We start from the raw sequence: 18,269 nt of genomic DNA, 5'->3' as shown, positions 1-18,269 counted from the left end.
CTCACCCCACCTTCTCGATCAGTGCATGGCGGATCAGGAACTTGCCGGGCTCCCGGACCTGTTCGAAGGCCGCGTTGTTGAGCAGGGCACAACTGCCGGAGACGGAGGTGACCTTCACCGTCGTGGACTTGTTGTTGTCCAGGTTGGTGACCTTCAGCGTCGTCCCCGCCGGGAACTGGTTGCTGGAGGCCGCAGGTGCGCCGCCCTCGCCGGAGAGGGTGACGGTGGAGCCGTTGCACACCTGCTGACCCGAGGCGGCAGCGCCACCACCCGCGTTCCCGTTCGCGTTTCCCGCGGGCGCCGAGGCCGTCTGCGAGGGCTGCGCGGACTGCTGTGCACCGCCCGCCTGCTGTCCCGCACCGCTCTGCGCCGGCTGCGTCGCCTGGGAGCCCTGAGCCGACTCCCCAACGGTGCAACCGGACGCCTTCTGCTGGACCTTGATCTGCGCGATGACCGCCTCGCGGTTCGCGATCCGGGCCGCGGACTGGGCGTCGGGACTGGCCTTCTGCCCGTCGATGAACTTCTGGTTGTTGCCGAGGGCAGTGGCGAGCCCCTGGCAGACGTTCGAGTCCGCGGCCGACAGGGTCTTGGCCTGGGGGCTCTGTGCGGCGTTCGAGGTGCTCGCCATGACGAAGGCGCCGCCTCCCGCCACCGCCGCCGCGCTCACCAGCAGCGCGATCTTCTTCTTCGTACCGAGACTTCTCCTACGCGACATGCGCGCCTCCTGCGAGGTAGGGGAGCGTACGCCGCTATGTACGAGATACCGAACGAAGTTACTCAGTGGTTACAGGAGTCACTGAAGTAACGTACGTCACAGGAAAGTTGAAGCCGGCTCACAGAGCCGGCCCCGCTCTCTGTCCTCGGTCCTATCGGGACAGGGCGTCCCGTACGGCCTCGTCGGTGCGGCCCACCACCGCGCTGCCGTCGTCGGCGGTGATGATCGGGCGCTGGATCAGCTTGGGGTGCTCGGCGAGCGCCGTGATCCACCGCGCGCGCGACGAGTCGTCCCGCGGCCACTCCTTCAGTCCGAGCTCCTTGGCTTCGGCTTCCTGGGTGCGGGTGATGTCCCACGGTTCGAGGCCGAGACGGTCGAGTACGTCCCTGATCTCGTCCTCGCTCGGTACGTCCTCCAGGTAGCGGCGGACGGTGTAGTCGGCGCCCTCGGCGTCGAGCAGGCTGATGGCGCTGCGGCACTTGGAACAGGCCGGGTTGATCCAGATCTCCATGGGGTCAAAGGTACCCCTGAGGTCCCCTCAAAGCCGCTGTGGCCAGGGCCTTTTGTCAGTGCCGGGCGGTACACTAGAAGAAGTGTTCGAGGGTGTGGGGGGTGCCGAAACCCCCGTTCATTCCCGCACCCTCACCGCGACAGGAGGATGCCTGTGCCCGCTGCCGCACTGAAGCCGAAGCCGACCCAGTCCACCGCCAAGCACCCCGTCCTGCTCGACCTGCCCTACGCCCCCGTGGAGAAGCGCCCGCTGCCGCCGGGCCGTCCGCGCGAGTGGTACGTCACGCACAACCGACGCCTCAAGGCGATGAGGCTCGCCATCGCCCTGCTCGACAAGGGGGTCTACGTACCGAACCAGGCCCGCAACGAGACGATTCGGAGCACGGCCGAACTGATCGGCGTCCACCCGCCGTCGGACACGACGTGCCACATGGTGCGGGCGCTGATGCGGTACTCGCGGTAGGCGTGGTGCCGGGTGCCCCGTGCTTGTGGGGTGCCCGGCACATGCGTGGCCGTAGCGCCGGGGGCTCCGCCCCCCCCAGACCCCCGTTCGGCCCTTGAGAGGCCTCGTCCTCGAACGCCGGACGGGCTGAAAATGCGCGACCGGCGCTCAGAGCTGCCCCGCCAGTTCCTTCTCCACCGGGGTCCGGAACCGAGGCGTCACCTTGGTGGTCCCCAGCCATCCCTGCAACCGCTCCGCCTCTGCCGCGACAGCCGCCTCGGCCTCGCGTCCCACGCCGTCCTTGTCCAGCAGCCGCCAGACGATCTCACCGTCGGGACGCTGAGCCCATCCGCCCACCACTCGGCCGTTCCACCACACCGTCGGCCCCACATTGCCGCTGTAGTCGAACAACGACGGCCGCAGCTCAGGCGCCAGATACCAGTCCCGCTCCCGCCACCCCATCGCCGTCGGATCCAGCGCGGGCAGCAGTGCCGCCCACGGCAGGTCCGGGCCGGCCACCGGCTCGACGTCACCGTCGACGACGTATCCCACACCCTCGTCCACAGACACCTCCTGCGCGCCGATCGCCGCCAGGGCACGCCGGACGTCCGTGACCTTCCAGCCCGTCCACCACTTCAGGTCGGCCTCCGTGGCGGGCCCGCATGCCACGAGCCAGCGGCCGAGCAGCACCGACTGCGCCTCGGCCACGTCGAGTTCGGGGTGCGGCGGGGCCACGGCCCAGCGGAACTGGCTGGACGTCCACGAGCCGAGCGGGCGCCCCCGGACGACCTTGCCCTCCACGCCCAGCACTCTCAGCAGCCGGGTCGAAACGGTGTGCACGCCCTCGTAGCTCTTGCCGGCCGAATACACGAACTGCTCTCTCAACCGCGGCTCGTCCTCGGCGAGTTCGGCCGCGGTCGCCTGCCCGCGCCGCGCCAGGGCCGCCAGCGCCGACTCCTCGACGTCCTTCAGCCAGGCCGCGTCCGGAGCCCCGGCCTTCGCCATGTCCTTGAGCAGCGAGGCCCGCTCCCGCGCGGCGACCGTGAGTCCGGTCGAGGCGTGCACGACGGCGGTGAGGTCGGTCGGGAACACGAACACGGTGTGCCGCATGCCGTGCATCCGCACCAGTGAGCGGTCCGTGTACAGCGCCCGCTCGGTCTCCGCCACGGTCCGCGCCGCGTCCGCCAGCCGCGCGCCCACGGCCAGATGCACCGTGGCCGGGTCCGACCCGTGCAGCGCCACCAGCGTGTGGGCGACCTCCTCCGGACTGCCCGCCCGCGCCCCCGGAGCCAGCCGCTGCCGCAACGCAAGCCGCGCCCGCCGCTCCGCCACCCCGACGTACCGCCCACCGCCACCCATCCCAGCCTCCCCGCCACACCATCCGTGCCCTCATCCTGCAACACGCCACTGACAACCGGGCCCCGCCCTGCAGGGCGTTCGCTCTCTCAGCCCGTCCGGCGTTTGAGGACGAGGCCGTTCAGGCCGAAAAAGCGGGGGGCCGGGGGCGCAGCCCCCAGGGACGGGACGGGTAGGGGCGGCGGCGAGAAAGCCGCGAACCCCCGTCACCCGATCGCCGCCCTCCGCATGCGCACGCCCCCGCCCCCGCCTTCACTGCGATCAGGAGGCGACGGCGGGCGACCGCACCGGAGGCGTGATGGGCAGGCGCGGTGTATCGCGGTGGGTGGCGTGAGCACCTTCGCCGTTCGTGCCGAACGGGGAAAGGCCGCCCGTCGGCGGGTGGCACGGTCGGCGCACGCCGGGTGGGTTCCGCCCGTCGACCGGGCCGACCCCGTTGCCGTACTGGAGCGGCAGGGACGTGACCGGCTGCCGGAGCTGCTGCCGATCCGGTACGGCCGGATGGCCGCCTCGCCGTTCGCGTTTCTGCGCGGTTCGGCCGCCGTGATGGCCGCCGACCTCGCGTCCCGGCCGCACACCGGCCTGACCGTGCAGCTGTGCGGCGACGCCCACCTGCTGAACTTCGGTCTGTACGCTTCTGCGGAGCGGGCGCTTGTCTTCGATCTCAACGACTTCGACGAGACGTTTCCCGGCCCCTTCGAGTGGGACGTCGAGCGGCTGGCCGCCTCCGTCGCCGTGGCCGCGCGGGCGAACGGACACGCCGAGGCCAAGGTGCGGCGCGCGACCCTGGAGGCGGTGGCCGCCTATCGGACCGCCATCCGGCGGCTGGCCGGCCGGGGCGAGCTCGCCGTCTGGTACGAGCGCATCGACGCCGACAGCCTGCTGCCCCTCGTCCGCTCCGCCGGCCGCCGCAGACAGGTCGCCTCCAGCCTCACCTGGGCCCGCCGCCGCACCAGCCTGCAGGCCCTCGGGAAGCTGACGGAGGTGGTCGACGGGCGCCGCCGGATCATCCACGACCCACCGCTCCTCGAACCCGCCGGCGCCTCCGACATGGCCTCCCTGCGCAAGATCTTCAGCGACTACCGTTCCACCCTCTCCGAGGAGCGCCGCCTGCTCCTGGACCGCTACCGCTTCGTGGACGCCGCCCGCAAGGTCGTCGGCGTCGGCAGCGTCGGCCTGCGCTGCTTCGTCGTCCTCCTCACGGGACGCGATCACAGCGACCCCCTCTTCCTGCAGATCAAGGAGGCCCGGAAGTCCGTATGGGAGACACATCTGCCGCATGGGCCGTACGTCCATCCCGGGCATCGCGTCGTCGCAGGTCAGCGGCTGCTGCAGGCGGGGAGTGACATCTTCCTGGGGTGGATGAGCGGGCCGCAGGGGCGCGCCTTCTACTGGCGGCAGCTGCGCGACATGAAGGGCTCCGCGGACGTGGCCGGCATGAGCCCGGCCGATCTGCTCGGATACGCCAGCCTGTGCGGCACCGCCCTGGCCCGCGCCCACGCCCGCTCCGGCGACCGCATCGCCATAGCCGCGTATCTCGGCGGCGCCGACACCTTCGAGCAGGCCGTCGCCGACTTCGCCCTCGCCTACGCCGACCAGACCGCCGCGGACCACGCGGCTCTGGGCGCGGCCGTCGCCGCAGGCGTGGTCGCGGCGGCCCCCGAGGCGTGATCACACCCGTAACCTGCCTCGCCGATCCCGGTCGTGCAGCACCTCGACCCCGCCACCGCACCGTGATCGCGGAGGTCCTGAACCGCCGTACGGAACTGGATGTGAAGCTCGCCGAGGTCCATTGCCCCGACGAGGTCCTCGACCAGCCCTTCTACGGTCTCGACTTCGGACTGCCCACCGTGAAGCCGCGCGAGACGGTCGAGCGCTGCGTCGAGACCGGCAGGCGGGGCGAGCCGTTGCCCGGGCCGCCGTCAACCGTCTGAGCCGGGCGATCACCTGCGTGGTGCGGTGCAGCCCCTTCGACGGACACAACGGCGGGGTCGTCCTGCTCATGGAGGAAGGCCGGACGAACGACTCCGAGTGAGAAGCGAAGCGTACGATTCCGGTATGGCCACCGGAGGTGAGGTCTCGGACCTCATTGCTTCCGCCGAGCGGAAGGCCTCTGCGGCGCGGGTGGGTTCGGAGCGCGAGAGCAGCCATGCCGAGCTGCACGAGCTGCGTGCCGGGCAGGCTCCCACCGAGGTGGTGAGAGAGGCCCGTCTGCGGATCGCTGCGATCCACCGGTCGACAGCGGACCGCCATCTGACCGCGGCACGGCTGCAGGACGACTACGTGTCCCGGCTCACCAGCTGGTCGCATGAGCGCAGTGCCCCGCAGCCCCTGTTCATGTCGGGGGTGGCGGCGGCCTGCGGCACCGGCAGCGCCGCCGTCACCCTGGTCGGAGCCACCCCCGACCAACTCGGCCTGGCCGCCTCCGACGAACTGTCCCGCGCCGCCCAGGAGCTGGAGTTCCTGCTCGGCGAGGGGCCGGCCCGGGACGCCACCAGCGAGGTCCGCCCCGTGACCGCGGACGGCTCGGCGCTGCTCGACCGCTGGGCCGGATACGGGCCAGCCGTTGCCGAACTGGGCATCGGCGCGGTGGCCGCCGTACCGCTCAGCCTGTCCGGCGCCTGCGTCGGCGCCCTCACGGTCTTCGACCCCGTACAGGGCGTCACCGACCCGGACACCTTCGCCGAGGTCGCCGAGGCACTGACCCGCTCGATGTTCCTCGGCGCGGACGGCGATCCCGGTATGTACGGCGCCACCGACCTGCGCGCCAAGGTGCACCAGGCCGCCGGGATGGTCTCCGTGCACCTCGACTGCCCGGTGACCGACGCACTGGAACTGATCAAGGCACATGCCTTTGCCGAGGGCGTCTCCGCGCACCTTGTGGCGGAGCGCATCCTGCGGGGCGAGCTGCGCCTCGGCTAGGGGGAGACGCCGGGGCGCGGACAGGGAAGACTGCGGACACGGTTCGCGACCGATGATCCGGGAAGCGAATCGATGAGAGGCCGAAGGGAAAGCGAGCTGATGAGCACGATGTCCCCGTCGCAGCAGCGGTTGGCACAGGCGTTCGTCGACCTGGCCGCCAGCCCGGTCACGGAGGCCTCCGATCCGAGCGGGCTCCTCGCGGCCCTGGCGGCACATGGAACCGAACTGCTCGGCGGCTGCGCCGCGGTCGTGCTGTACGCCCCGGACGACCCCGTCCACGCCGAGGTGGCCGGCACCGGCGAGGAGCGGCTGCGCCTGGTCCGTGACGCCGTCACCTGGGGCGAGGGACCGGGGCCGGAAGCCTGCCGCACCGGCCGTCCGGTGCCGGACACCGCCCTCGACGGCGACCGGGCCCGCCGGGACTGGCCGCGCTATGTGGACCGGGCCCGGGCGCTGGGCTACGGCAGGGTCGCCGCGCTGCCCCTGCGTGCCGGCGAGGACACCCTGGGCGCCCTGGTGCTGCTGGGCCGCGGCAGCACGCCGCTGCACCCCGACCTCCTGGCGCTGGGCCAGGCCCTCGCCGATGCCGCCGGCTGGACCCTGCAACGGGAGCGCCGGCTGCGCGAGAGCCGGGCGCTGGCCGACCAGCTGGGCCAGGCGCTGACCAGCCGTATCGTCATCGAACAGGCCAAGGGCACGCTCGCCGCCCGGCACTCCATCACGGTCGACGAGGCCTTCCGCGTCCTGCGCTCCCACGCCCGCTCGCACCGCCGCCGCCTGACGGAGGTGGCCCGCGAGGTGGTGGAACGGAAGCTGGACCTGCAGACGGACTGAGCGCCGGGGCAGCCGGAAAACAGGATGCACGCCCGGTGACCGTCTCCCTACGCTGGACATGCGTCGCGGAGCTGCCCACCACCGCTTGCCGCAGGACAGGCATCACCCTGCGGACTCGGGGCTACTCTCTACGCACCGACGGACGGGCGCCCGTCCCCCAGCGCCCCCTCGGACGAGAAAACCATCACCGCTCAACTCATCCACGCCCACACGGAGGCCCGTCATGGGCACCATCGTCATAGCCGGGACCGCCGTCCTGGTGCTCCTGGGATTCGGAAACCACGTCTGGTGGCTGGCCGCGGTCGCCGTGCTCTTCCTGTACACGCAGTACGGGCGCAGCGGCACCAAGGGCGGCTCCGCCTCGCAGTCCTCGCCGTTGTCGGGGGGATCCTCGTCGGGGTCGATGCCGGCCACGTACCAGGCCTACCGCAAGCGCCGTGACATGCAGGCCAAGTGGGAGCGCCGCTACGCTCGCGAGCGCCCCCTGGAGTCGCGCCGCCAGCAGCGCGAGAAGAGCAAGTGAGACGAACCGAACCGCTGATGGGCGCCGGTCACAGTCCCGGCGCGCCCCACACCGGGAACCAGCGGCTCAGGTCCTGCTCCATCCGCAGGTCGTCGGCGAGCGCCGCCTTCACCTGCAGTTCCAGCGCGTTGTCGCGCCGCTGCCCACCGTCGGGCAGCGGTGCGAACGGGTAGAACGTGCCGCGCTTGTAGAGATAGACCAGCGCGAGCCGTCGGCCCCCCTCGCCCTGGAAACCGGCCAGGGAGCACAGCAGTTGCGGCCCGAAGCCGTTGACCTCCATCGAGCTGTTCACCGCGTGCAGATCGTTGACCAGCTCGGACAGTTGGCCGGGGGAGCGGCGCGAGACCAGCCAGGAGTAGCCGTACCCGTCCTGGCTGAGCTCCACCGGGGGTCCTTCCCGGTCGGCGTCCGCGTCAAGGAGGGCCTGGACCTCCCGGTGAGTCTGCTCGAAGGCCCCGCCCTCGACCGTCGCGAAGCACACCGCGCCCGTGCCGGTCGGTGTGAAACCGGCCGCGGCCTCGAGGGTCACGGCCGCCGACGGCAGCGCGAAGAGCTGGTCGAGATCGGGCAGGACCGGTTTCGTACGGCCGAGCAGAATGTCCAGGAGCCCCATGTCACCCCTTTCCGGGTGTTGCCGCCTCACCCAACTCGGCGGAGATCCGCCCCAGTTGGTCGAGCCGCTGCTCCAGGCTCGGGTGCGTGGAGAAGAACCGCTCGATGCCGGGCTCCTTGCCGGTCGCCGGGGTGAAGTAGAAGGCGTTGAAGGCCTGCGCCGTCCGCAGGTCCTTGGTCGGGATCCGCGCGATGTCGCCGGAGACCTTGGTCAGCGCGGAGGCCAGTGCCGAGGGCCGCCCGGTGAGCAGCGCCGCCGCCCGGTCCGCGGCCAGCTCCCGGTACCTCGACAGCGCCCTGATCAGCAGGAAACTGATCGCGTACACGGCCGCCGACACACCCATCACCGCGGCGAAGACGGCCGCGGTGTTCTGGTCCCGGCGCCCACCGCCGAACAGCTGCGAGTAGAAGGCGAACCGGACGATCAGGCCCGCGATCACGCCGAGGAACGACGCGATCGTGATCACGGCGACGTCCTTGTGCGCCACGTGTGACAGCTCGTGCGCGAGCACGCCCTCCAGCTCCGCGGGCTCCAGCCGCCGCAGCAGCCCGGTCGTCACACACACCACCGCATGGTCGGCGTTGCGCCCGGTCGCGAAGGCGTTCGGCATGTCCATCTCGGACACCGCCACCACCGGCTTGGGCATGTCGGCGATCGCACACAGCCGGTCGATCACGGCGTGCAGCTCGGGATACTCCTCGCGCTCCACGACCCGCCCGTGCATGGCGAACATCGCGATCCGGTCGGAGAACCAGAACTGCGCGACGAACATCGCCGCCACCAGCACCACGACCAGCAGCCACGATTTCAGCAACACGATCAACGCGGCGACGAACGCCACGTACAGCAACCCGAGCAGGAACATCGTGACCGTCATCCGCACGGTCAACCGCCGGTCGCTCCGGAAGCGGCTCTGCATCTGCCATCACCCCGCAGTCAGGCACTCGTCCCACTGCCAGTGTGCACCCAGCCACTGCCATGAGGTGGTCCCGAACGGCTCTAGGAGCCGCAAAAGGTCCCTGTGAGAGGCCTCTAGTACGGCGCCCGGAACCGCGCCCACCCGAGCAGCACGATGATCGCCGCCACACTGCCCAGCACGATCGCCGTCGACACCCACGAGGACCGGCGCGGCGCCACCGGCTCCGGATCCGCTCGGAACGGCTGCGGCTCCGGCGGGTTCTCCTTCCACCGCGCGGCCAGCATCCGGGCCCGCGCGGAGGGCTCCTTGTGCTCGGCCGAATCCGCCCACCTCAGGTCGAACTCGCGCTCCTGGTCCTCGTGTTCGCGCTCCGGCATCCTGTCCACCCCCGTGTCGTGTCACCGGCAGAATAGAACATACGCCCGCGCCCCCGCTGTCGGTACGACAGCGGGGGCGCGGGCGCAGTGCCTGGGACAGGCGTCGATCACACGTCGAAGTAGAGCTCGAACTCGTGCGGGTGCGGACGCAGCTGCAGCGGAGCGATCTCGTTCGCGCGCTTGTAGTCGATCCACGTCTCGATCAGGTCGGACGTGAAGACGTCGCCGGCGAGCAGGAACTCGTGGTCGGCCTCGAGGCGGTCGAGGACGGCGGGGAGCGAGGTCGGGACCTGAGCGACGCCCGCGTGCTCCTCGGGGGCCAGCTCGTAGAGGTCCTTGTCGATCGGCTCGGCCGGCTCGATCTTGTTCTTGATGCCGTCCAGACCCGCCAGCAGCAGGGCCGAGAAGGCCAGGTACGGGTTGCCGGAGGAGTCGGGCGCACGGAACTCGACGCGCTTGGCCTTCGGGTTGGAGCCCGTGATCGGGATACGCATGGCCGCGGAGCGGTTGCGCTGCGAGTACACCAGGTTGACCGGCGCCTCGAAGCCCGGCACCAGACGGTGGTAGGAGTTCACCGTCGGGTTGGTGAAGGCCAGCAGCGACGGGGCGTGCTTGAGGATGCCGCCGATGTAGTAGCGGGCTGTGTCCGACAGGCCCGCGTAACCGGCCTCGTCGTAGAACAGCGGGTCGCCGTTGGCCCACAGCGACTGGTGGACGTGCATGCCCGAGCCGTTGTCACCGAAGATCGGCTTCGGCATGAAGGTCGCGGTCTTGCCGTTGCGCCAGGCCACGTTCTTCACGATGTACTTGAAGAGCTGCAGGTCGTCGGCAGCGGCGAGCAGCGTGTTGAACTTGTAGTTGATCTCGGCCTGGCCGGCGGTGCCCACCTCGTGGTGCTGGCGCTCGACCTGGAGGCCGGAGTTGGCCAGCTCCAGGGAGATCTCGGCACGCAGGTCGGCGAAGTGGTCGACCGGCGGGGTCGGGAAGTAGCCGCCCTTGTAACGGACCTTGTAACCACGGTTGTCCTCGAGGGCACCGGTGTTCCAGGCGCCGGCCTCGGAGTCGATGTGGTAGAAGGCCTCGTTCGCGGAGGTCTGGAAGCGCACGCTGTCGAAGACGTAGAACTCGGCCTCGGGGCCGAAGTACGCGGTGTCGGCGATACCGGTGGACGCCAGGTAGGCCTCCGCCTTCTTCGCCACGTTGCGCGGGTCACGGGAGTACTGCTCGCCCGTGATCGGGTCGTGGATGAAGAAGTTGATGTTGACCGTCTTGTCGCGGCGGAAGGGGTCGACACGCGCGGTGGACAGGTCGGCGCGGAGCGCCATGTCGGACTCGTGGATGGCCTGGAAGCCGCGGATCGAGGAGCCGTCGAAGGCCAGCTCCTCGGCCGGGTCGAAGGCCTCTGCCGGCACCGTGAAGTGCTGCATCACACCGGGCAGGTCGCAGAAGCGGACGTCGATGAACTTGACGTCCTCGTCCGCGATGAACTTCTTGGCCTCGTCGGCGTTCTGGAACATCCAGCTCCTCCTACTCCCGACCGCCTCGCCGGGGTGGTAGTTCGTTCGTGCGGCCAGTGCGGTGGCACACGCTGTCCCCGACACTAGGGACGGGTGATTTCTCGGGCGTGACCCATTTGTTTCGCACAAGTTAACCGGAGCCGGTCCGCTCTACCCCCACCTGTCCGTATCGCGAAACGGGCGCAGTACCGTGGACGCGTGGACAACAGGGATGCAATCGGCTCATGGCTCTCGGGCCCCCGCGCGGCCGCAGAGGAAGCCGGTGTCGACTTCGGATACCGCGGCGAACAGCTCGGTCTGCCGGAGGAGGGGCCGGGCTCCATCGCCCGCCCGGGCCGCCGGTTCGGCGCCCTCGTCGTCGACTGGGGTCTGTGCCTCTTGATCGCATACGGTCTGATCACGCACGGCTACGACCAGGCGACCGGCAACTGGGCCCTGCTCATCTTCTTCCTGCTCGGCGTCCTGACCGTCGGCACGATCGGCTTCACTCCCGGTAAGCGCCTCTTCGGCCTCCGCGTGGTCGCCCTGGACACCGGCCGCCCCAGCCCCCTCCGCGCCACCTTCCGCACGGCCCTGCTGTGCCTCGCGATCCCGGCCCTGATCTGGGACCGAGACGGCAGGGGCCTCCACGACCGCCTGGCCCGCACGGTCGAAGTCCGCGGCTAGGGGCGCGCGCCCCGTAGGGGTGCGGGGAACTGCGCGACCAGCCACGACGAAGCCGCAGGCGAAATCGGGTTCTGCTACGACGAAGGGGGCGCCCGAAGCAATCGGGCGCCCCCTTCCTCGTAGCACCGAAATCAGCGGGCCTTCGGCCCACCCTTCGGCAGCTTCATGCCCTTCGGCATAGGCCCCTTCGGCAACGGCATGTTGCTCATCAGGTCACCCATCGCGCGCAGCCGGTCATTGGTGGCCGTCACCTGCGGCCCGGTAAGCACGCGCGGCAGCTTCAGCATCGTGGTCCGCAGCTTCTTCAGCGCGACCTGCCCGTCGCCCGTGCCGACGATGACGTCGTGCACCGGCACGTCCGCGACGATGCGGTTCATCTTCTTCTTCTCGGCGGCCAGCAGGCTCTTCACCCGGTTCGGGTTGCCCTCGGCGACCAGGACGATGCCGGCCTTGCCGACGGCCCGGTGCACCACGTCCTGGCTGCGGTTCATCGCCACCGCGGGCGTCGTCGTCCAGCCCCGGCCGATGTTGTCCAGGACCGCCGCGGCCGCGCCCGGCTGGCCCTCCATCTGCCCGAAGGCCGCCCGCTCGGCCCGGCGCCCGAACACGATCGCCGTTCCGAGGAAGGCGAGCAGCAGGCCCAGGATGCCGAGATAGATGGGGTGACCGATCAAGAAACCGATCGCGAGGAAAACACCGAAGATGCCGATGCCGACAGCCGCGAGTACAAGACCGATCTTCTTGTCGGCCTTGCGGGTCATCTTGTAGGTCAGAGCGATCTGCTTCAGTCGCCCGGGGTTCGCAGCGTCCGCTGCAGGTTCCTTCCTCGCCATGCCACGAAGTCTACGTGGCCCCGGGAGCGCCGTACGACGGCACTGTCCGGAGGGTGGGATTCAGGGGCGGACGAGAGTGGTCTGTTCCATGACGCGCTGGGCCTCGACCCGGTCCTTGGCGCGGCGGCGGTCCTCCAGGACGGAGGTCCAGGCGTTGCGGCGGGCGGTGCGCTGACCGCTGCTCATGAGCAGCGACTCGACTGCACGCAGTGCAGTGGTGAACGACGGGATGGCGGTGGCGCGAACCGGCGCGGCCTGCATGGTGGAGGTCCCCCCTCGGGATACGGGCACTGGGAGTTGGTGTACGTGGCGTGAGTCCAGCGTCACTGATTGGTGTTACCAGGGCGTGACCGACCGGTCAAACACCCATGAAGCCTTGATGCGACGAGCGCAAACACCGACGCGGCCCTGACATGGGCCCTCATCTGCGAGGACTGTCAGGGCCGCGTCGAATCGGCCGTTACCGGTGGGTAGTTTCTTGTGCCCAGATTCACACAGAGTGGTGGCACTCCGTGCCATCGGGCGGCGGTTCGTCCGAGCGTCAGACGGCCTGCGAAGCGACGTACGCGCCTCGCTTCTCGATGGCCATCTGGTACAGCCGCCCGGCCCGGTAGGACGACCGGACCAGCGGGCCGGACATCACCCCGGAGAAGCCGATCTGCTCGGCCTCCTCCTTCAGTTCCACGAACTCGTGCGGCTTGACCCAGCGCTCGACGGGGTGGTGGCGCACGGACGGGCGCAGGTACTGCGTGATGGTGACCAGCTCGCACCCGGCCTCGTGCAGCTGCCGCAGCGCGTCGCTGACCTCCTCGCGGGTCTCGCCCATGCCGAGGATCAGGTTCGACTTGGTGACGAGGCCGTAGTCGCGGGCGGCCGTGATGACCTTCAGTGAGCGGTCGTAGCGGAAGCCGGGGCGGATGCGCTTGAAGATCCGGGGGACCGTCTCGACGTTGTGCGCGAAGACCTCGGGGCGGGAGGAGAAGACCTCTTCGAGCTGCTCCGGCACGGCGTTGAAGTCCGGGGCGAGCAGTTCGACCTTCGTCCGCCCGTCCTCGCGGCCCGCGGTCTGCTGGTGGATCTGGCGGACCGTCTCGGCGTACAGCCAGGCGCCGCCGTCCTCCAGGTCGTCGCGGGCGACGCCGGTGATGGTGGCGTAGTTCAGGTCCATCGTCACCACGGACTCGCCGACGCGGCGCGGCTCGTCACGGTCGAGGGCCTCGGGCTTGCCGGTGTCGATCTGGCAGAAGTCGCAGCGCCGGGTGCACTGGTCGCCGCCGATGAGGAAGGTCGCCTCGCGGTCCTCCCAGCACTCGTAGATGTTCGGGCAGCCGGCTTCCTGGCAGACCGTGTGCAGGCCCTCGCTCTTCACGAGGTTCTGCATCTTCGTGTACTCGGGGCCCATTTTCGCCCGGGTCTTGATCCACTCGGGCTTGCGCTCGATGGGGGTCTGGCTGTTGCGGACCTCCAGGCGCAGCATCTTGCGTCCGTCGGGTGCGACTGCGGACACGACCGGCTCCCTAGCGATTGATTCTTCGGCGTGCTCAAGGGTACGCCCGTTGATTTGAAAGCTTTCGGCGGTGTTCAGGCTGCCGGTGTCTTCTCGATCACCCTCGGCCTGAGGTCCGCGTTCTCCAGTACGTCCCTCAGGTGCCGCTCCACGACCGGCAGCACTTCCGCGATCGTCACGTCGCGGCCCAGCTCGCCGGCCAGGGAGGCGACGCCCGCGTCGCGGATGCCGCACGGGATGATGCGGTCGAACCACCGGTTGTCCGGGTTCACGTTCAGCGCGAAGCCGTGCATGGTGACGCCCTTGGCCACGCGGATGCCGATCGCCGCGATCTTGCGGTCCTCGCGGCGCTGGCCGGCGTTGGACGGGGCGTACTCCGGACCGTTCATCCGCGGGTCGAACTCCTCGTCGTGCAGACGGGGGTCGAAGTCCAGGGACAGCCCGCCGAGCGACGGGCGCTGCTCGACCGGATCGCCGAGGACCCACACCCCGCTGCGGCCCTCGACCCGTGTGGTCTCCACCCCGAACTCGGCGCAGGTGCGGATCAGGGCCTCCTCCAGGCGCCGTACATGGGCCACCACGTCCACCGGGCGCGGGAGCTTCTGGATGGGGTAGCCCACCAGCTGGCCCGGACCGTGCCAGGTGATCTTGCCGCCGCGGTCCACGTCGATGACGGGGGTGCCGTCCAGGGGGCGTTCGCTGTCCGCCGTGCGGCGGCCCGCCGTGTACACCGGCGGGTGCTCCAGGAGCAGCACGGTGTCGGGGATCTCGTCGGCGAAGCGCGCCGCGTGCACCCGGCGTTGCTCGTCCCACGCCGTCTGGTACTCGACGGCCTCGGCACCGAATCCCATGCGGACGAACCGCAGCTCACTCACGGCAAGCGCCTCCCTAGAAAGGCCTAGAAGGTCGTAAGGCACGAAACGCGCCTACGCCACTGTACGACCGACGGTCTTGCGTCAGCCCCGCGGGCAATCCTCACACGATCGGATGAACGAGGGTCGAAATGTGCGACCGCCCGCTCACTCTCCGCTACATTCGCGCCGTTCACAGAGGCCATAAGGGCTGCTCACAGGCAATCCGGGCACACAGGGCCGCCAGAGGTCCCGTGGGCCCGAAAGGCAGGAGACCGCACCGCAGATGACGGAACGACCCGCGCAGCGCACTCCCAACCGCCAGCTCGCCGCGCTCATCGCAGAAGCCGGGTTCTCCAACGCGGGTCTCGCCCGCCGAGTCGACCAGCTCGGCCTCGAACACGGGCTTGATCTCAGATACGACAAGACGTCGGTCACCCGCTGGCTGCGCGGGCAGCAGCCCCGTGGCACCACTCCCGCCCTGATCGCCGAGGTCTTCACCCGCCGCCTCGGCCGCCGCCTCACCGCCCAGGACCTCGGCCTCGACGCCTGCGCGCCGGTGTACGCCGGGCTCGAGTTCGCCGCGGCTCCGGAGGAGGCCGTCGACATCGTCGGCGGCCTGTGGCGCAAGGACTCCGGTTCGCACGCCGAGCTCCGCAAGATCGCGTTCACGCCCGCCGGTCTGGTCGTGCCCAGCCGGGACTGGCTGATCGGCCGCGCCGACGACAAGGTCGCCCGGGGCGAACAGCCGGGCCGGGTCCCCGCCCAGGGCCGCCCGGTGGTGCCCCGCCAGCGCGGCCAGGCCGAACGCGGCCCCGGCCAGAAGGTCTCCGCCGGCGACATCGCCGCACTCCGCTCGGTCGGCGAACTGTTCCGCACCCTCGACGACAAGTACGGCGGCGGCCACGCCCGCCAGGCCCTGGTGCGCTACCTGGAGCACGAGTGCGAGCCGATGCTGCGCGGCACCTACGGCGAGCAGACGGGCCGCCGGCTGTTCGGCGCGGCCGCCGACCTGACCCGGCTCGCGGGCTGGACGTCGTACGACATCGCGGCGCACGGCCTCGCACAGCGGTACTTCGTGCAGGCGCTGCGGCTCTCCCAGGCGGCCGGGGACCGGGCGTACGGCTCGTACGTGCTCGTCACCATGAGCCGGCAGGCCGTCTATCTCGGCCACGGGCGGGAGGCCGTGCAGCTGGCGCGGGTCGCCCAGCAGGGCGTCGGGACCAACGCCCCGCCGGTGGTGCAGGCGCTGCTGCACTCGGCCGAGGCGCGCGGGCACGGGGTGCTCGGCGAGGTGCGCAACTGCACGGCCTCGCTGGTGCGGGCGGAGCGGGCCCTGGAGGCCGCGCGATCCGGTGACGAGGTGCCCTACTGGGCGCGGTTCTTCGACGAGGCGCAGCTTGCGGACGAGTTCGGGCATGCGCATCGGGATCTGCAGCAGTTCCGTGCGGCTGCGCAGCATGCCGAGCGGTCGCTGCAGTTGCGTGCGCCCGCGTATGCGCGGAGTCGGCTGTTCTGCCGGGTGGTGCTGGCCTCCGCCCGCCTGGGCCTGGGGGAGCTCGATCAGGCCTGTGCGTTGGGGGCGGAGGCGGCGAGTGCTGCGGCGGAGATGCGGTCCGTGCGGGCGGTTGAGTATGTGCGGGAGTTCGAGCGGCGGTTGGAGCCCTATAAGGATGCTGCGCCTGTACGGGGGTATCGCGACAAGGTCGCTGCGCTGGGCTAGGCGGTGTATCGCCGTAGCTCCGACTGTTGGATGCCGTGCGTGCGTTCGTTGGGGTTGCTCGCGCCCACGCGGCGGAGCCGCAAATCGATACAGCCCCGCGCCCCTTTGGGGCGCGTGCTCAGGCCGCCTGCTTGACTGTGCTGCTGGGTGGGTCTGCCCTGTGTATTGAGCCTGCTGCTCCCAGGTCCGTGAGGATGGCTGCTGAGGCCCTGTGGGCGGAGTGGAGGGCGCCCTGGACCGTGCTGGTGTCGCGGTGGTCGCCGCAGACGTACAGGCCCGCCAACAGCCTTACGGGGCGCCGGAGATCGTGTGGTGGGCGCATGGCGGGGACGGCCTCTGGGGTGTGGTGGACGGCCAGCGTCTCCCAGCGTGCGGTCGAGCTGCCGTAGAGGCGGGAGAGGTGCATGCGTACGGCGGTGTCCAGTTCCGGTGGGGGTGGGCCGAGGACCGTGGAGGAGATGAGGGCGCGGCCCGCGGGGGCGCGGCTGGGGTCCACCGCGCTGACGACCGCGGTGTGGGCGACCGGGCCGCTGCGGTCGGCGTCCAGGAGGAGGGAGTCACCGGTGGTCGGGGGCTCGTCCGTGGTGTGGTGAAGGACCGTCAGCGGGTGGAAGTCCGGTATGCGCAGGCCGGGGAGCAGGTCGGCGGCGGCGCGGGCGTCGGTCGCGAGGAGTACGGCCCGGCAGCGGATCTCGCCGTGCTCGGCGGTCGTGACGGCGCTGGTCGAGACCGAGGTCACGCGGACGCCCGTGTGGACCGTGCCCGGCGGCAGGGCTCGGGCGAGCAGTTCCGGGAGCATCTCGGCGCCGCCCTCCGGCAGGCACAGGCGCCCGCAGGCGAAGGCGCGCAGCGCGAGGTCGGCGCACCGGCTGGAGGTGGTCAGATCCGGGTCGCAGAGCAGGGCGGCCAGCAGTGGGCGCAGGAAGCCGTCGATCGTGCGGGCGGGGAGACCGCGGGCCGTGAGGGCCTGGGCGGCGGGCAACTCCGGGCGGGACAGCAGGCGTTCGATGGGGATCGTGGCGAGCCGGGACAGGGCGCTGCCCAGGCGGGCCTGGTCCACGGCGGTGCCGAGCGGGGCGGTGGTCCGCGGGGCGCTCTTGGTGGGGGCGCTCGCCAGGGCGCGTACCGCATGGAGTGCGCCCCTTGCGCCCCCCGCGGCCGCCGGGGCGCCCGCGCGATGGTGGCGTCCGTCGCTGTGCAGCAGGACGCCGGGCGCGAACGGGCGCAGCGCGAGCGCGTCCAGCCCGGGGGTGAGCCGTAGCTCGGGATATGCCGTGGAAAGCAGCTGGCCGATCCGGTCGAGCCGGAATCCGTCGACCTTCTCCGTCGACATGCGGCCCCCCACACAAGGGGCGGCCTCCAGGACCGCGGTCGTCACTCCTGCGCTGGTCAGCCGATGCGCGGCGGAGAGTCCGGCAACCCCGGCTCCCACGATCACGACGTCCGCCTGGTACGCGGGCTCAAGCACGTGCCCCTCCTCGAGGTTGCGCGGCCGGTGGAGACGTCATGCCCCCAACTGGCTCCAGGGATACCCGAGTTCGGGTCGAGGTTAGGGCCGCGATCGGTCAAGTGCAGTCGCGCATGAACAGAGCACGGTCGCACAACGGTCGCATACGGTCACGCCTTCTTTCTTACGCCTCCGGACCGCCTGAGCCCTACGGCTCCGCAGGCGCGGCCGCGAGTGCCCCTTCGATGTCCGGGAACGTGAAGGTGAAGCCGGACTCCAGGAGTCGTTTCGGCAGCACTCGTGCGCTGCCGAGGACATCCCCGGCCATTTCGCCGAGGGCGGCTCGCAGTGCGGGCGCGGGTGCGGGGATCGGTGTCGGCCGCAGCCTACGGCTCCGTGAGTGCCGCTTTGAGTGCTCCTTCGATGTCCGGGAACGTGAAGGTGAAGCCGGACTCCAGGAGTCGTTTCGGCAGCACTCGTGCGCTGCCGAGGACATCCCCGGCCATTTCGCCGT

At 70.6% G+C, this 18,269-nt stretch carries 21 protein-coding genes and 1 pseudogene; 8 read left to right on the top strand and 14 right to left on the bottom strand.

Features of this window, described 5'->3' with window-relative positions; genetic code table 11:
* Window position 1 precedes the first annotated feature (1 nt).
* Together ACWCRD_RS30675 and ACWCRD_RS30670 are read right to left on the bottom strand one after the other, a co-directional pair.
* Complete coding sequence (locus ACWCRD_RS30675; protein WP_450968999.1) at window positions 2-715, bottom strand: hypothetical protein; 714 nt, start codon at window positions 713-715, stop codon at window positions 2-4.
* 151 nt (window positions 716-866) lie between these two features.
* A complete protein-coding gene (locus tag ACWCRD_RS30670) occupies window positions 867-1,226 on the bottom strand; it encodes an arsenate reductase family protein (RefSeq protein WP_450968998.1) in 360 nt (119 codons plus the stop codon).
* A 153-nt stretch (window positions 1,227-1,379) separates the two neighbouring features.
* Between ACWCRD_RS30670 and ACWCRD_RS30665 the strand changes: the two genes are divergently transcribed.
* A complete protein-coding gene (locus tag ACWCRD_RS30665; RefSeq protein WP_450968997.1) occupies window positions 1,380-1,688 on the top strand; it encodes a hypothetical protein in 309 nt (102 codons plus the stop codon).
* 147 nt (window positions 1,689-1,835) lie between these two features.
* Here ACWCRD_RS30665 and ACWCRD_RS30660 read toward each other — a convergent pair whose 3' ends face one another.
* On the bottom strand, window positions 1,836-3,026 hold the full coding sequence (locus ACWCRD_RS30660; RefSeq protein ID WP_450968996.1) for a winged helix DNA-binding domain-containing protein: 1,191 nt from the start codon (window positions 3,024-3,026) through the stop codon (window positions 1,836-1,838).
* Window positions 3,027-3,353: 327 nt separating this feature from the next.
* On the opposite strand from ACWCRD_RS30660, the gene ACWCRD_RS30655 reads away from it, so the two are divergent.
* The 5 genes from ACWCRD_RS30655 (at window position 3,354) to ACWCRD_RS30635 (ending at window position 7,302) form a co-directional block, all read left to right on the top strand.
* Complete coding sequence (locus ACWCRD_RS30655) at window positions 3,354-4,694, top strand: DUF2252 domain-containing protein (RefSeq protein ID WP_450968995.1); 1,341 nt, start codon at window positions 3,354-3,356, stop codon at window positions 4,692-4,694.
* A gap of 62 nt (window positions 4,695-4,756) precedes the next feature.
* Window positions 4,757-4,957: a hypothetical protein gene (locus ACWCRD_RS30650; protein WP_450968994.1), complete on the top strand. Its 201-nt coding sequence runs from the start codon at window positions 4,757-4,759 to the stop codon at window positions 4,955-4,957.
* A gap of 124 nt (window positions 4,958-5,081) precedes the next feature.
* Complete coding sequence (locus tag ACWCRD_RS30645; protein ID WP_450968993.1) at window positions 5,082-5,945, top strand: ANTAR domain-containing protein; 864 nt, start codon at window positions 5,082-5,084, stop codon at window positions 5,943-5,945.
* A 99-nt stretch (window positions 5,946-6,044) separates the two neighbouring features.
* On the top strand, window positions 6,045-6,779 hold the full coding sequence (locus ACWCRD_RS30640) for an ANTAR domain-containing protein (protein WP_450968992.1): 735 nt from the start codon (window positions 6,045-6,047) through the stop codon (window positions 6,777-6,779).
* 223 nt (window positions 6,780-7,002) lie between these two features.
* Window positions 7,003-7,302: a hypothetical protein gene (locus ACWCRD_RS30635; RefSeq protein ID WP_450968991.1), complete on the top strand. Its 300-nt coding sequence runs from the start codon at window positions 7,003-7,005 to the stop codon at window positions 7,300-7,302.
* A gap of 28 nt (window positions 7,303-7,330) precedes the next feature.
* Here ACWCRD_RS30635 and pspAB read toward each other — a convergent pair whose 3' ends face one another.
* The 4 genes from pspAB to glnA form a co-directional block, all read right to left on the bottom strand.
* Window positions 7,331-7,915 (bottom strand): PspA-associated protein PspAB, encoded by a 585-nt coding sequence (pspAB, locus tag ACWCRD_RS30630; protein WP_450968990.1) that lies wholly within the window; start codon window positions 7,913-7,915, stop codon window positions 7,331-7,333.
* Between the two features lies 1 nt (window position 7,916).
* Window positions 7,917-8,834, bottom strand: coding sequence for a zinc metalloprotease HtpX (gene htpX, locus ACWCRD_RS30625; protein ID WP_450968989.1), 918 nt, complete (start codon window positions 8,832-8,834; stop codon window positions 7,917-7,919).
* Between the two features lie 113 nt (window positions 8,835-8,947).
* Entirely contained in the window at window positions 8,948-9,211 is a 264-nt protein-coding gene (locus ACWCRD_RS30620) for an SCO2583/SCO2584 N-terminal domain-containing protein (RefSeq protein WP_450968988.1), read from the bottom strand.
* A 107-nt stretch (window positions 9,212-9,318) separates the two neighbouring features.
* On the bottom strand, window positions 9,319-10,728 hold the full coding sequence (gene glnA / locus ACWCRD_RS30615; RefSeq protein WP_115908570.1) for a type I glutamate--ammonia ligase: 1,410 nt from the start codon (window positions 10,726-10,728) through the stop codon (window positions 9,319-9,321).
* Between the two features lie 198 nt (window positions 10,729-10,926).
* Here glnA and ACWCRD_RS30610 point away from each other — a divergent pair, with 198 nt between their 5' ends.
* A complete protein-coding gene (locus ACWCRD_RS30610) occupies window positions 10,927-11,394 on the top strand; it encodes an RDD family protein (protein WP_450968987.1) in 468 nt (155 codons plus the stop codon).
* A gap of 131 nt (window positions 11,395-11,525) precedes the next feature.
* Here the strand turns inward: ACWCRD_RS30610 and ACWCRD_RS30605 are convergent, their stop codons facing one another.
* The 4 genes from ACWCRD_RS30605 to lipB all read right to left on the bottom strand — a co-directional run bounded on the left by ACWCRD_RS30605 (window position 11,526) and on the right by lipB (window position 14,609).
* A complete protein-coding gene (locus ACWCRD_RS30605; protein ID WP_450968986.1) occupies window positions 11,526-12,227 on the bottom strand; it encodes a DUF4191 domain-containing protein in 702 nt (233 codons plus the stop codon).
* A 60-nt stretch (window positions 12,228-12,287) separates the two neighbouring features.
* Window positions 12,288-12,488 (bottom strand): SCO2195 family GlnR-regulated protein, encoded by a 201-nt coding sequence (locus ACWCRD_RS30600; RefSeq protein WP_450968985.1) that lies wholly within the window; start codon window positions 12,486-12,488, stop codon window positions 12,288-12,290.
* A 280-nt stretch (window positions 12,489-12,768) separates the two neighbouring features.
* Window positions 12,769-13,734 (bottom strand): lipoyl synthase, encoded by a 966-nt coding sequence (gene lipA, locus ACWCRD_RS30595; RefSeq protein WP_450968984.1) that lies wholly within the window; start codon window positions 13,732-13,734, stop codon window positions 12,769-12,771.
* Window positions 13,735-13,808: 74 nt separating this feature from the next.
* Complete coding sequence (lipB, locus tag ACWCRD_RS30590) at window positions 13,809-14,609, bottom strand: lipoyl(octanoyl) transferase LipB (protein ID WP_389069661.1); 801 nt, start codon at window positions 14,607-14,609, stop codon at window positions 13,809-13,811.
* Between the two features lie 262 nt (window positions 14,610-14,871).
* On the opposite strand from lipB, the gene ACWCRD_RS30585 reads away from it, so the two are divergent.
* On the top strand, window positions 14,872-16,308 hold the full coding sequence (locus tag ACWCRD_RS30585) for a regulator (protein WP_450968983.1): 1,437 nt from the start codon (window positions 14,872-14,874) through the stop codon (window positions 16,306-16,308).
* 118 nt (window positions 16,309-16,426) lie between these two features.
* Here the strand turns inward: ACWCRD_RS30585 and ACWCRD_RS30580 are convergent, their stop codons facing one another.
* The 3 genes and pseudogenes from ACWCRD_RS30580 to ACWCRD_RS30570 form a co-directional block, all read right to left on the bottom strand.
* Entirely contained in the window at window positions 16,427-17,776 is a 1,350-nt protein-coding gene (locus ACWCRD_RS30580) for an NAD(P)/FAD-dependent oxidoreductase (protein ID WP_450968982.1), read from the bottom strand.
* A 187-nt stretch (window positions 17,777-17,963) separates the two neighbouring features.
* Window positions 17,964-18,137 (bottom strand): annotated as a pseudogene (locus ACWCRD_RS30575) (DUF1731 domain-containing protein); the annotation flags it as partial.
* A gap of 4 nt (window positions 18,138-18,141) precedes the next feature.
* On the bottom strand, window positions 18,142-18,269 hold a 128-nt coding region (locus ACWCRD_RS30570), incomplete at its 5' end, for a DUF1731 domain-containing protein (RefSeq protein ID WP_450969062.1).

The sequence above is a fragment of the Streptomyces sp. NPDC002092 genome, assembly GCF_053593775.1.
Note: the sequence above shows the minus strand (reverse complement) of the source record. Positions and strands in the feature narration are given on the sequence as shown.

Excerpts from the sequence above, each read along its gene's own strand:
- ACWCRD_RS30675 (WP_450968999.1), bottom strand. The coding sequence starts at position 715 with ATGTCGCGTAGGAGAAGTCTCGGTACGAAGAAGAAGATCGCGCTGCTG.
- ACWCRD_RS30670 (WP_450968998.1), bottom strand. The coding sequence starts at position 1,226 with ATGGAGATCTGGATCAACCCGGCCTGTTCCAAGTGCCGCAGCGCCATC.
- ACWCRD_RS30660 (WP_450968996.1), bottom strand. The coding sequence starts at position 3,026 with ATGGGTGGCGGTGGGCGGTACGTCGGGGTGGCGGAGCGGCGGGCGCGG.
- htpX (WP_450968989.1), bottom strand. The coding sequence starts at position 8,834 with ATGCAGAGCCGCTTCCGGAGCGACCGGCGGTTGACCGTGCGGATGACG.
- ACWCRD_RS30585 (WP_450968983.1), top strand. The coding sequence starts at position 14,872 with ATGACGGAACGACCCGCGCAGCGCACTCCCAACCGCCAGCTCGCCGCG.
- ACWCRD_RS30600 (WP_450968985.1), bottom strand. The coding sequence starts at position 12,488 with ATGCAGGCCGCGCCGGTTCGCGCCACCGCCATCCCGTCGTTCACCACT.
- ACWCRD_RS30640 (WP_450968992.1), top strand. The coding sequence starts at position 6,045 with ATGAGCACGATGTCCCCGTCGCAGCAGCGGTTGGCACAGGCGTTCGTC.
- ACWCRD_RS30620 (WP_450968988.1), bottom strand. The coding sequence starts at position 9,211 with ATGCCGGAGCGCGAACACGAGGACCAGGAGCGCGAGTTCGACCTGAGG.
- pspAB (WP_450968990.1), bottom strand. The coding sequence starts at position 7,915 with ATGGGGCTCCTGGACATTCTGCTCGGCCGTACGAAACCGGTCCTGCCC.
- ACWCRD_RS30605 (WP_450968986.1), bottom strand. The coding sequence starts at position 12,227 with ATGGCGAGGAAGGAACCTGCAGCGGACGCTGCGAACCCCGGGCGACTG.
- glnA (WP_115908570.1), bottom strand. The coding sequence starts at position 10,728 with ATGTTCCAGAACGCCGACGAGGCCAAGAAGTTCATCGCGGACGAGGAC.
- ACWCRD_RS30645 (WP_450968993.1), top strand. The coding sequence starts at position 5,082 with ATGGCCACCGGAGGTGAGGTCTCGGACCTCATTGCTTCCGCCGAGCGG.
- ACWCRD_RS30635 (WP_450968991.1), top strand. The coding sequence starts at position 7,003 with ATGGGCACCATCGTCATAGCCGGGACCGCCGTCCTGGTGCTCCTGGGA.